Origin of the sequence: Shewanella sp. Iso12 (assembly GCF_012030025.1) — a bacterium.
GTDB lineage: Bacteria > Pseudomonadota > Gammaproteobacteria > Enterobacterales > Shewanellaceae > Shewanella > Shewanella algae.
In genome coordinates this window covers 128,913-141,736 of the sequence record NZ_JAAUHW010000002.1, presented here as the reverse complement: position 1 = coordinate 141,736, position 12,824 = coordinate 128,913, and the positions used below count along the sequence as shown (strand labels likewise).

Below are 12,824 nucleotides of genomic sequence, written 5' to 3'. Positions count from 1 at the left end.
TCTATATACAAATCAGACAAAAGCCTATCGGGCACGCATTTTGCATTGTAACAGTCGTGAAAGGTTCTGCCTTATTGGAGTATTTATGATGGACTTTGGTCTGGCAACAGAGTTTTACCCTGAAGACTATCAGTATCTGTCTGATCAACCTCAGGCTATCCGTCCCAAGATGGATCTGCTGCAGGCGGTTCAGCGGTTGCATGCGAGTCTCGATCCCCGGACAGTATTTGCCTGCTATGGCAAACTGCTGCAACAATATTTGCCGGTACAGGGAGTACAGCTGCGACTGAAAGGACATCAATTTCACTGGGGGCGTACTTCTCAAAGTACGGTGAGCAGAGAACTGGTCAGTAAACTGGGCACCGCCAAGCTGCGCTACCGGTTGCAAAGGGTTTTGAGCCCGGTGGAGCAGGCAGAGCTTGAACAGATAGAAGCCCTGCTGTCACAGCCGCTGTTCAACGCCATCGCCTATTCGCAGATGTCGGAGCAGGCGATGTTTGATTCCCTGACCGAGCTTGGCAACCGTCACTATTTCGGTCAGTGTATCCGTACTTCGCTCGCCAGAGCCGGACGGGCTCACAGCCCGATATCTCTGGTGGTGCTTGATCTGGATAATTTCAAGCAGCTCAACGACAGTCTCGGCCACAAGTTTGGTGACAGAGTGCTGACTCAGTTCGGCAAGCTGCTTAAATGTGGCATCCGCAATGCCGACCAGGCTTTTCGCATAGGTGGCGATGAGTTTGTGGTATTGGTGGAAGGCAATCTGGAGTCGGCAGTACGCATGAGCGAGCGCCTGCTCGAAATGCTCGCCAACGAAACCCTGTTTCATCGCCACGGCATCGCCTGCAGCATAGGCATAGCCGCCTGGAGCGCCGGAGTAAATCAGGATCAACTGTTTGAACAGGCCGACCGTGCACTTTATCGCGCCAAGGCCGCTGGCCGTAACAGATATTGTATCGCGACCCGCGATTGAGACTAGCCTGCGATTGACTAGCCCGCGATTGAAACTATAAGTCGCGGCGCTTTGCCCCTCGATTTGCCCCTAGACCAAGAGGACTCTCTTGGTTTTCATTTTAACCGCGCGGATTTGGTACTCAACTCCATCTTCGCTAGTGATGAGTATTCGCCCTCAGCCACGTTATTTGCACCAACGGCTGTCGGCGACATCGAGGGGGATTGGTGCAATTCTGTTAGCACTGAGTAGCTTGAAACATCTGAAGTGTCTTCAGACATACACCTAATTTCCAGGCACAGGCGGAACTGTGACCTTCCGAGCCAAGGATGGCGAGGCAGAGCTTACAAGGACGTACTCGCAGCGAGTCACAGGATCGCCTGTGCGAAAGGCGCACCGCAGGTGATTGGCTACAACTTAGCTAGCCGCTAGGATCAAGTTCATTGGTGAGTTTTGGCTTAAAGCCATAAATAGCCGCTGTGCCAGCGGCCCAAAGTCGTGGTGTTCCACACCACACCGGGCAAGGGGCTTTGCTTGTCCAAAGCCCCTTGCATCCCCAAGGACACCCCGACGTAGCCGAAATCCCCACTGGCTTATGAAGCAAATTGGCTACACTCAGGACTCGCCAAATGCATCCATGCATAACGGCCAGCTCGCCTTCCTTGGCTCGCGCTCATAAGCTTGTTGCTTCGCAACATTCACCTTGCTCGACCTTCGAGCCTCGACATCCCTGTCTCGGCTACGCCGATTTGCAACAACGCCAGCGGCGGCTCCGAAGGGGAGCTGGTGCAATTCTGTTAGCGCTGAGTAGCTGGAAACATTTGAGAGTTCTGCAGACATACACCTCATTTCCAGGCACAGGCGGAACTGTGACCTTCCGAGCCAGGGATGGCGAGGCAGAGCTTACAAGGACGTACTTGCAGCGAGTCACAGGATCGCCTGTGCGAGAGCGCACCGCAGGTGATTGACTACACCGTGGCCGGAAGCTCGGCCAATACTAACTTAGGAACTTTTAGCTGGAAGCTATATTAGCCGCTGTGCCAGCGGCCTAAAGTCGTGGAGCTTCGCCCCACACCCGACCAAGAAGGGATCAACAGCAATCCCCTCTTGGATCTCCCTTGCCGCCCCACACGCTGTCGAAAGCCCCTCGGCCTTATGGCGCAAATAACTATCGCTTCAGACGCTCATCCCTGATTCGACTGGCGCTGCTTCGGCATCCATGCCTCAGCCACGTTATTTGCGCCAACGGCTTTCGGCGACACCGAGGGGGGACTGGTGCAATTCTGTGAGAACTAACTTGTTTGAAGCTACCTATATGCCCACAGAAATACGCCCATATTCCAGGCACAGGCGAAACTGTGACCGTCGAAAACAGGGACGTTTTCGTCGAGGCTACATGGACGTATTCACGCCGTGTCACAGGATCGCCTGTGCGAAAGGCGCACCGCAGGTGATTGACCGCGGCTTAACCACGTTATTTGCGCCAACGGCTGTCGGCTACTGGCGAGGGGAGTTGGTGCAATCCTGTTAGCACTGAGTAGCTTGAAATATCTGAAGTGCTTGCAGAAATGCAGCTCATTTCCAGGCTCTGGTTCTAGTTCTGGTGGGACTGTGACCGTCGAAAACAGGGAAGAATGCAAACACTCAGTCAATTCCGCTTAAAAAACACCTCAAATCAGGGTTTTGTTGCCTTTGTCAAAACTTGACCTTTGGCTAATTGTTTTCACATTCAGTACTGGCTATTGTAAAGCTAATTCAAGCGCTTAGCTTTAGCGCTTCCTTAAGCTTAAGGCCTAAAGCAGCAACACTTTTCCGTTTTCAGCGGAATGCAGGGACGAACAGAGTTTGGACCCGTGCGGTAGCCATGGCTTTATTTAACATTTTTTGTAAGACCTGGGTTGTAGGGCGCTTGGTTTTAAGGCCCTTAGTTGCAGGGCTTGAAGCGCTCATGGTAAGCGCCTCAGAACTGATTTTCTATACAGTATTATTGACGTTCTAGGAAAAATGCCGGAAATTTGCAGCTAAGTTTGCGCGTTATTTCTGTAACATTTCAGAAAATATCATTAAATTCATAAATTTAAAAAAATACAGCTGGTAGATAATAGGTTTGGAAACCGCGCATGCGCGTTTAGCTGCAAGGGATATTAGGACTAAACTCTATTATATCCAGCTAATACAAACAGATAGCGATGCGCGTTTACACTCCTCTGAGGACTAAAACGCGCATGCGCACTATACAGCTGTTAAGCATCAAAACTATGAGAAAAGAGTTAATCGATAGCATCAAAAAAGACTTAGAGAAATCGGGTTTCAGTACCGAGCTTAGGGCTCGTCAAATTTTTATTGATTCCGGATGGTCTGTAAGCGCCGGGTATGGCTACCTCGATAAGGATGAGGACAAATCACGGGAGATTGATATTGTCGCAACGAGAGTAGTTGACTTAAAAAATGGTGAGAAGAATTATACTCACACAGAGTTCCACGTCTGTGGCGAGGTAAAGAAATCCGAAAAACCATGGGTGGTTTTTGATCAACACTCTCACCCATTCTTACTGTCATGCGCCTGGAACAACCTAATATCAGCCATCAATTTACCAGGTAAGCCAGTTCAGTTTGCAGAGACCTTGAAGAAGAGTTCGCCTATCAGGAGAAATGGCTGGCTTGGCAGTGGGATACATGAATCTTTCAAAAACCCAGACCAGCCGTCACGTTGGTATGGGTCTTTTGTTTCTGTGTCTAAAGCTTCCGAGTTTTACTATGATTCAATTTCACCTGATGGCGCGAATCAAACAGACGATATCCTTAATAATCCCTGCGAAATTCACTTTGTACAGCCACTGGTTATCCTAAATGCACCGCTTTTCCGGGCTACACTTTCAGATGAAGGAGAGATTGTTGTAGAGGAGATTAACAGCGCTGCCTTTAAATTTGATTATCCTTCAAAGCATTATAAAAAATCTCCATATCGAGTCGATGTTGTTCGACTCGAGCATTTAGGGGAGTATCTCTCGCTAATGGACAGACGGCAGCAGGAACTTTGTTCCACAATCGAGGCACGTGCAGGTTTTGCTTAACAATCGGCTGCACAGCGACCGATTTTCCGCCGCTTCGCGGCTCCAAACTGGCGCGTGAGCCGGGCGTTATATTTGCGCCAGAGTCCATGATAGCTAGTGTGAATGAGAAACGAGCTCTGCATAAGGGTTCTCGATAAAAGACCAGGGAGACAAAGTATGGCCATCGAGGAAATTCCTAGAGTGAAGCAATGGCTGTCACAATTTGACGCAGCTCTGCCTGATCATTATTTAGCTAGCTATCTTTTAAAAAAGATGCGCTTTGTGCCGTTTCAAGAGGTTGAAGAGTGGTTGCAAAAGTCCGTTGAAGGGCTGATCGAGGACATCGAAAAACAAGAAGGCAAGAAAGTTCCAATCGCAATTTTCCCTGTAGCAAAGCCATTTATTAATAAGTTCAATGCTGAAAAAGAAAAAAAGTCAGCTAATGATAGCGCAGGAAGGATTTCTCACGCATTAAGGAACTTAGAGCGAAGATTGCCAAAGCATGTAGAACTTACTCCGCGCGATGATTCAATGCGCGCTCGTAAAGTAAAACACATAATATATGTCGATGACTTTATAGGAACCGGAGACCGTTTTATAAAGTCGTGGAGGAACATGGTTTCAGCGCGAATTAAATCATGGTGCTCTCGTGGTTGGTGCAAAATATGGGTGTTATCTTTTGCTGCCCATAAAACCGGAATAAACAATATAGCAAGCCAAATAAGGCAAGTAGGAAAGTCAAGTCTAAAAGCTAATCTTGTTATTGAGAAGTCATTCTTAGCTGAAAACAAGGAGCTCGTACGACTTGCTGATAGTTATGGATATAAATTAAAAAAATGCGAGGCAAGGCTTGGGTATGGGAAGTTATTAAGCCCGATTATATTTCAGCATGGTTGTCCAAATAACGTGCCGGCAATATTTTGGTCAAGCGGAAAAAATGGTTGGACACCTTTATTTCCAGAAAGAAGCGTACCTTCAGAGCTTTATGCTTTATTTAGCTTTGATATGTCTGCTGAAACTACAGCAGAGGAACTATGGATGGTTGGCCATTATGATTTAGCCGTATCAATTGTCAATCAGATAGCGCAGTACCGTGGAGATCACCAGCTTGTAATGATTTTAGGGTTTTTGGAAAAGAGAAAAGATATTGAAAGAATCCGGAATGTTTTAGTGTTGACTACTAAGGAAATGTGTGAAAAATTAGACGACCTTCGCCAACACGGACTTATTGATTCGGACAATAAAGTAACTAATTTTGGCCTAGAGATTCTAAAAAGAGGTAAAAGGGAAGCTGAATTAAAGCAGGATAATAATGATGCCTATAATTATTTTTATCCTGAGTCGTTTTTGGGGTTCCAACGTGAAGTTTAGCCGTCGGTGGTGTAATGCCATCACCAGCACGCTTTGGAGGGGTGAACCCTTTGAAACGTGTAGAGCGCGGAATCCGTTGCTCATTGTGGTAGCCCTCGCTGGAGTGAACTATGCCTCGCGTTTTAAAGCGCGTGGTCTCCGCTTGAGGCTACACCCAGCCTTTGCTTTAAAACGCGAGGCATACCCTCACTTACGTGAGGTAAAGTAAATGAATCGTTGGAATCCCAATTTTTATTATAAAGAAGGTATAAAGCGTGGGTTTAATACCGAGTATCTAGATAAGCTTATAGAGCAAGGTAGGAAAATCCAGGAAAATAATATCCCTGTTTTGTTCTCGTTGGCCCATTTAGCGAGTTGTTCTCGCACTCAATACTCAGAGCTGCACTCCTTTGTTGCACGAACGGAATATGGCCCGGAAGGCTATCCATATAGAAATTTTCCTATAAGGAAGCGTAGTGGTGGCAAGAGATGGATATCTGTACCTGCTCCACCATTAATGGCTGTTCAGTCTTGGATTAACAAAAATATACTAAATAGTATACCGACCCATCCTACAGCTTTCGCATATGTTAATGGAATTAAATCTCCCTTAAAGGCTCACGCAGAAAAACACTGTGATGCTGATTGGGTACTTAAAGTAGACATAAAGAATTTCTTTTCGAATATATCTGAAAGGCAAGTATATCGTGTATTTAGGTCGCTATCCTATTCCAAGCTTCTCTCTTTCGAAATGGCCAGGTTATGCACCCGGATCACTCCCGGCAGAACCGGGAAAAGATGGAACATTGACTGGAACGAATCAGGAGTAGAGGGATATTCCTGTACTTGCTTAGGCAGTCTGCCGCAAGGAGCCCCGAGCAGCCCTGCATTGTCTAACCTCGTTTGTTTTGAACTGGATACCCAGCTCCATGAATTAGCTTTGAGTAGAAATGCAACTTATAGCCGCTACGCAGATGATCTCTGCTTTTCGTTCATCAAATCATCTCGCGATGAGGTCTACCAGTTCAAAAGGGAGGTCAATAAAGCCCTTTGGGATAATTCTTTTACTGAGAACCCCAAAAAGTCACACATTATTCCGCCTGGTGCCAGGAAAATCGTAACTGGCCTAATTGTAAATAGTGATAAGCCATCTATTCCTCGGGAGCTCATAGATGCTATTCGAATGCACCTTTTCTATTCTGAGAAATTCGGTATTCCTGCACACTGCAGAAAACGAGGGTTTAGGTCGGTCATTGGATTTAGGAATCACCTCAAAGGTTTAATTATGTACGTTTATTCTATTGATCCTAAAAAGGGAAATGAGTTTTTGGAGAAATACAATAGATTACCTTGGTTAGAGTTTGAGATATAGATATTGGGCTTTTATTATCAAACGGTGTTTTTCTTTTGCGCAAATACAGGACCGCAAATACAGGACCGCAAATACAGGACAGCCATATCTTTTCAAATACAGGACAGCCATATCTTTTTGATGTTTCACACAGCCTTGACTAGGCTTTGAAATACCCATCAAAGCTCAGTCGAGGTTGGTTATGACTACAGCCCGTCGCCAGTTGATAGATGCTGAAAGTACGCCCTTTTACCACGTGATTAACCGTTGCGTGAGAAGGGCATTTTTGTGTGGTGAGGATGCACTGTCTGGACGCAGTTACGAACATAGACGTGGCTGGATAGTGGATAGAATCAGGCAGTTGTCGTCAATATTTTGCATCGACGTTTGCGCTTATGCGGTTATAAGTAATCACTACCATTTGGTGCAATTCTGTAATAATAGCGTTGCTTGAAATTGCTTATATACCCAAAGACATACACCTATTTCCAGGCACAGGCGGAACTGTGACCTTCCGAGCCAGGGATGGCGAGGCAGAGCTTACAGGGACGTACTCGCAGCGAGTCACAGGATCGCCTGTGCGAAAGGCGCGCCGCAGGTGATGGGCTGCAACTTAGCTGGCAGCTAAAACCAGGTTTATTAGTGAGATTTGGTTCAAAGCCATGATAGCCGCGGTACCAGCAGCTCTCGGCGACACCGAGGGGGGAATTAGTGCAATTCTGTGAGAATGGAGTAACTTGAAACATCTGAAGAGTCTGCAGACATACACCTAATTCCCAGGCACAGGCGGAACTGTGACCTTCCGAGCCAGGGATGGCGAGGCAGAGCTTACAGGGACGTACTCGCAGCGAGTCACAGGATCGCCTGTGCGAAAGGTGCACCGCAGGTAATGGACTACATCGTGGCCGGAAGCTCGGCCAATACTCACTTAGGAACTTTTAGCCAAAAGCCATGTTAGCCGCTGTGCCCAAACTATTGGCGCTAAGGGGTTGCTTCAGCAACCAGCTTCAATAAGATTCCGGGTTCTGCGCCAGAGGCCAGTGCGCTACGCTCGACAAAACCACCGGCCAGCGCCAGCAGTCGGCCATTTTGCATCAGCAGCGGCACTCTGTCTCTGAGCCAGGGCGGCACTCCGAGTTCATGCCAGAGTTTCTTGAGCTCCCGCCCCTTGTCTCTATTGTGGGGCTGACAGCGGTAACTGCCCTTGAGCCCCAAGACCAATTCAGGCGCAGCAGCAACATCTGATACCTGAACTTTGGCCCCTTGTGACGCCGATAGTGAAGCCATTAGGGGAGCCATTACTTGAGCCAGCGCCACCCTGGGCCCTGAGTCTGCCAATGTCAGCTCCAGGCGCTGCCAGGGGGAGGTGAGCCCAACACTCAGACTCTGCCCTTGGCTCAATGCTTGCAGCTGCTTTTGGCTCAGAGTCAGTTTCGAGTTTTTTGCTGCCACATCTTCAACCGAACCTACCCCATCAAGCAGCTGGAATGCTGCCCCCGGCAGAGGCGCCATGGCATAGATCTGTTGCCCATAACGCTTGAGGAGCAATCCCTTAAAGCTAAGCTCAAGCTGAGCATCCTCCCTGGCATCGAGTAGCTGCGCCAAGGCTTGCTGTAACTGCACCTGCGCCGGTAAGGGCAAGCGCTGCATCTGAATAAACTGCCGCAGCAACTGTGCCTGCCATTGGGGTGACAGCACTTTGAGCCCGGCGCTATCCAGTACCCGAACGCCGCTGAAGCGGCAACGGCCGAGCAAGGGCTGCAACTTTTCGGTGCTGACTTCATCGAGCAGCAACTGCTGCTCGGCGCAAAGCGCGGCGCTGCGTGAGGCCGTAGTGGCAATCGAAGGCCAGCGCTGCTTGAGTACAGGGATCACCTCGGCGCGCAGGAAGTTGCGGTCATACTGGGTGTCTTGATTACTCTCATCATTGATATAGGGCAGCTCGAGGCTTGCCACCGCCTGCTCTATCTGAGCCCGGCTGCTGTCCAGCATGGGCCGTAATTGCCAGCATGGAGCACCTTCTGCCCTGGATGTCTGAGCTAAGGAACTTTCTGCCTTAGATATCAGAGCCAAGTGCTGAGCTTGCCCCATGGCCGCCAGTCCCTTGGGGCCCTGACCACGCTTGAGCGCCAGCAGCAGCGTCTCCAACTGATCGTCCTGATGATGGGCCGTCAGCAGAATATCGCCGGGATTGAGCAGCTCGGCAATCGCCTGATAGCGGGCGCGCCGCGCCTCGGCCTCGATACTGACGCGCGGGCCGAGCTCAAGTTGCACCTTCCGAAGAACAAAATTCAGGCCATAATGCTCGGCTCTTTGGCGACAATGAGCCGCCCAGGCATCGGCGTTGCAGCTGAGGCCATGGTGTACGTGCACCAGGGAGATTTGATAAGGCGTCTTGGGATGAGTCTGGCGAAAGCGCGCCAAGGTGTAGGCCAGCAGCTCTGAGTCCATACCGCCGCTGTAACCCAGCCAGAGGTGGTTGTCAGCCGTGGCGCCAATTTGATCCAGCAGCGCTGTTAACTTGAGTACCAGAGTATCGACCAGAGTGTGGGGCATTAGAAGAGGATCCTGACCTTATCTGTGCCGAGCATGGCTTCCAGTGCCATCATGAGTTCATCACTGGGGTTCACCCGCCAGTCGTCACTCAAACGGAACTGTCCCTTGGCCTGGGCCTGACGATAGTTGATCGCCACAGGCACAGAGCCGCCGCGCCAGGGTGAGAGAGTCTCATAAAACTGTGTCAGCCATTCCGGACTCAATATTGCCGCGTCGAGATCCAGCTCCACCGCCGCCGCAAAGTGGCTGCGGGCTTCGCCCATATCTATGATGTTGCGCGCCGTCATCCGGTTACCGCCGGAGAAGTCATCGAAGCTCACTTCACCTTCACAGATGAGGATCCTGTCTTTCTCCAGCAGGTGATTGAATTTCTCGAAGGCCTCGGTAAACAGCATCACTTCCAGACGGGCACTCTTGTCGTCCAGCGTCAGCAGCCCCATCTTGGAGCCTCGCTTGGTCAGCATCACCCGGGTGGCGACCACCAATCCGGCGGCCTTGACCGTCTTGCCCCTGTCTGTGGGGTGAATATCCTTGAGCCGCCCGGAGGTGTAGTGCCTGAGCTCTTTGAGATATTGGTTGATAGGGTGACCTGTGAGGTAAAGCCCCAGAGTCTCACGCTCCCCTTCCAACCAGACCTTGTCCGGCCAACGCGGGCAGTCAACAAACTGTTGCTTGCTGTCCTCGGGGTCGTCGTTGAGCAGACCGAACATGTCGCACTGACCTATGGCTTCGGCCTTGGCGTGCTGATCGGCGGCGCGTATCGCCTCCGGCAAGGTAGCCATCATGGAGGCCCGGTGCGGCCCCAGATTGTCCATGGCGCCAGCATTGATCAGCTTCTCAATCACCCGGCGGTTGAGTTTTTTCAAATCCACCCTGGCGCAGAAGTCGAACAAGTCTTTGAACGGCCCACCCTTGCGGGCTTCCAGAATCGATTCGACCGGCCCCTCGCCCACGCCCTTGATAGCGCCTATACCGTAGACGATATTGAGCTCTTCATCGACGGTAAACTTGAACAGGCCCTTGTTGACATCCGGCGGAATAAGCTTGAGCCCCATGCGCTCACACTCATCCACCAGGGTCACTATCTTGTCTGTGTTATCCATATCGGCGGACATTACCGCCGCCATAAATTCAGACGGATAGTGGGTCTTGAGCCAGAGGGTCTGATAAGACACCAGTGCGTAGGCGGCCGAGTGTGATTTGTTGAAGCCGTAACCGGCGAATTTCTCCACCAGATCGAAGATCTTCATCGCCAGTTCGCCGTCGACGCCGTTTTTTATCGCCCCGGCTTCAAAACCGGCACGCTGCTTGGCCATCTCTTCCGGTTTTTTCTTACCCATGGCCCGGCGCAGCATGTCCGCGCCGCCCAGGGTATACCCTGCCAGCGTCTGGGCAATCTGCATCACCTGTTCCTGATAGAGGATGATGCCGTAGGTAGGATCCAAAATCGGTTTAAGGCTCTCGTGTTGCCACTTCTCATCCGGGTAGGAGATAGCCTCGTGGCCATGCTTACGCTCGATAAAGTTATCTACCATCCCCGACTGCAGCGGGCCTGGGCGGAACAGGGCCACCAGAGCGATCATATCTTCAAAGCAGTCGGGCTGCAGACGCTTGATAAGATCTTTCATGCCGCGGGATTCCAGCTGGAATACCGCCGTGGTTTCGTAGCGTTTCAGTACCCCGAAGGACTTGGCATCGTCCAGCGGAATGGCGGCAATATCGACCGGCGGCTTGCCGAGCTTGGCGAGCCTTGGGTTAATCATCCCCAGCGCCCAGTCGATAATGGTCAGGGTCCTGAGACCCAGGAAGTCAAACTTCACCAGACCGGCGGTTTCCACGTCGTTCTTGTCGAACTGGGTCACCGGGTTTTTACCTTCGGCGTCGCAATAAAGCGGCGAGAAGTCGGTGATCTTGGTCGGCGCAATCACCACGCCCCCTGCGTGCTTACCTGCGTTACGGGTCACCCCTTCAAGCTTGCGGCACATGTCGATAAGGTCTTTGACATCCTCATCGGCCTCATAGGCTTCGGGCAGCGCAGGCTCGGCCTCGAAAGCCTTGGCCAGCGTCATCCCGGGCTCGGCCGGGATCATCTTGGAAATTCTGTCGACAAAACCATAGGGGTGACCCAGCACCCGGCCCACATCACGCACTACCGCCTTGGCGGCCATGGTACCGAAGGTAATGATCTGCGATACCGCATCCCGGCCATAGAGTTCGGCCACGTGATCGATAACCTCGTCGCGCCTGTCCATACAGAAGTCGACGTCGAAGTCGGGCATCGACACCCGCTCGGGGTTAAGAAAACGTTCGAACAGCAGGTCAAATTCCAGCGGGTCCAAGTCAGTGATCTTAAGCGCATAGGCCACCAGGGAGCCGGCACCCGACCCCCGCCCAGGGCCCACGGGAATGCCGTTGTCCTTACCCCACTGGATAAACTCCATCACGATAAGGAAGTAGCCGGGGAAGCCCATCTGGTTGATTACCTTGAGCTCAATATCCAGACGCTCGTCATACTCGCCGCGCTTTTCCGCCCGCACCTGTGGGTCCGGAAACAGGAACTCGAGACGCTCTTCCAGCCCCTCTTTGGAGCGCATCACCAGATAGTCCGCGGTGGACAGCTCACCCGTGGGGAAGTTGGGCAGGAAGTACTCGCCAAGCCGCACGGTAACGTTACAGCGCTTGGCTATCTCCACCGTGTTTTGCAGCGCTTCCGGAATGTCGGCAAACAGCTCGCACATCTCAGTTTCTGTCTTGAGATACTGCTGCTCGCTGTATTTCTTGGGTCTACGGGGGTCAGCCAGAGTGTAGCCATCGTGGATAGCCACCCGGATTTCATGGGCCTCGAACTCTTCCGGGGTCATGAACACCACCTGGTTGGTGGCAACCACAGGCAGGCCTGTGTTGGCGGCATGTTCCACCGCCATATGCAGGTAGCGCTCCTCATCCGGGCGCCCGGTACGGATCAGTTCAATAAAGTAACGGTCGTTGAAGTGCTGCTTGTAGAAATCGGTCAGTTCCTGGGCCTGGTTCAGGTTGCCCTTGAGTAGTGCCTTGCCCAGGTCCCCTTCCCTTGCGCCGGAGAGCAGCAAAATACCGGCGCCGTGCTCCAGCAGCCACTCCTGATCGATAGCGACCCGGTCACGCACCTGACCGCGCAGATAGGCCTTGGAGATCAGCTGAGTCAGGTTCTGGTAGCCGTCGTTATCCATGGCCAGCACAGTAAGCGCGCAGAACTCATCTTCAAAGCCGGGCACCAACATCCAGAAGTCGGCCCCTATGATGGGTTTTATCCCGGCGCCATGACAGCCACCGTAGAATTTCACCAGACCACAGAGGTTGTTCTGATCCGTCAGCGCCACTGCCGCCATGCCCTCATCGGCCACCTTGGCCAGAATGGGCTTGACCTTGGCCAGACCATCGGTCATGGAAAAGTCTGAGTGAACACGTAGATGGACGAAACGGGGCTGTGACATGAAAATCCGATTGCTCTGACTGGCTGAAAATCAATAGGGAAAGATAACACGCCGGAAGAGGTTCACCAAAGTTAAAACCGGCCGCCTTG

At 51.3% G+C, this 12,824-nt stretch carries 6 protein-coding genes and 1 pseudogene; 5 read left to right on the top strand and 2 right to left on the bottom strand.

Features of this window, described 5'->3' with window-relative positions:
* Positions 1-85: 85 nt before the first annotated feature.
* From HCX89_RS04580 to HCX89_RS04560, 5 genes and pseudogenes are all read left to right on the top strand, one after another.
* Positions 86-973, top strand: coding sequence for a GGDEF domain-containing protein (locus tag HCX89_RS04580; RefSeq protein WP_306440256.1), 888 nt, complete (start codon positions 86-88; stop codon positions 971-973).
* 2,237 nt (positions 974-3,210) lie between these two features.
* Positions 3,211-4,026, top strand: a complete 816-nt coding sequence (locus HCX89_RS04575; protein ID WP_144218288.1) for a hypothetical protein — start codon at positions 3,211-3,213, stop codon at positions 4,024-4,026.
* 156 nt (positions 4,027-4,182) lie between these two features.
* Positions 4,183-5,376, top strand: a complete 1,194-nt coding sequence (locus tag HCX89_RS04570; protein ID WP_123116690.1) for a hypothetical protein — start codon at positions 4,183-4,185, stop codon at positions 5,374-5,376.
* A gap of 208 nt (positions 5,377-5,584) precedes the next feature.
* Complete coding sequence (locus HCX89_RS04565; RefSeq protein ID WP_123116691.1) at positions 5,585-6,727, top strand: reverse transcriptase family protein; 1,143 nt, start codon at positions 5,585-5,587, stop codon at positions 6,725-6,727.
* Positions 6,728-6,908: 181 nt separating this feature from the next.
* Positions 6,909-7,133, top strand: a pseudogene (locus HCX89_RS04560) (alpha-amylase family glycosyl hydrolase); the annotation flags it as partial.
* A gap of 554 nt (positions 7,134-7,687) precedes the next feature.
* Here the strand turns inward: HCX89_RS04560 and tilS are convergent.
* Positions 7,688-9,262, bottom strand: coding sequence for a tRNA lysidine(34) synthetase TilS (gene tilS, locus HCX89_RS04555; RefSeq protein ID WP_167715234.1), 1,575 nt, complete (start codon positions 9,260-9,262; stop codon positions 7,688-7,690).
* Entirely contained in the window at positions 9,262-12,735 is a 3,474-nt protein-coding gene (gene dnaE / locus HCX89_RS04550) for a DNA polymerase III subunit alpha (RefSeq protein ID WP_167715231.1), read from the bottom strand. Before dnaE ends, tilS begins: the two co-directional genes overlap by 1 nt.
* Positions 12,736-12,824 lie beyond the last annotated feature (89 nt).

Coding starts and splice junctions, on each gene's coding strand:
- HCX89_RS04580 (WP_306440256.1), top strand. CDS start 86: ATGATGGACTTTGGTCTGGCAACAGAGTTTTACCCTGAAGACTATCAG.
- HCX89_RS04575 (WP_144218288.1), top strand. CDS start 3,211: ATGAGAAAAGAGTTAATCGATAGCATCAAAAAAGACTTAGAGAAATCG.
- HCX89_RS04570 (WP_123116690.1), top strand. CDS start 4,183: ATGGCCATCGAGGAAATTCCTAGAGTGAAGCAATGGCTGTCACAATTT.
- HCX89_RS04565 (WP_123116691.1), top strand. CDS start 5,585: ATGAATCGTTGGAATCCCAATTTTTATTATAAAGAAGGTATAAAGCGT.
- tilS (WP_167715234.1), bottom strand. CDS start 9,262: ATGCCCCACACTCTGGTCGATACTCTGGTACTCAAGTTAACAGCGCTG.
- dnaE (WP_167715231.1), bottom strand. CDS start 12,735: ATGTCACAGCCCCGTTTCGTCCATCTACGTGTTCACTCAGACTTTTCC.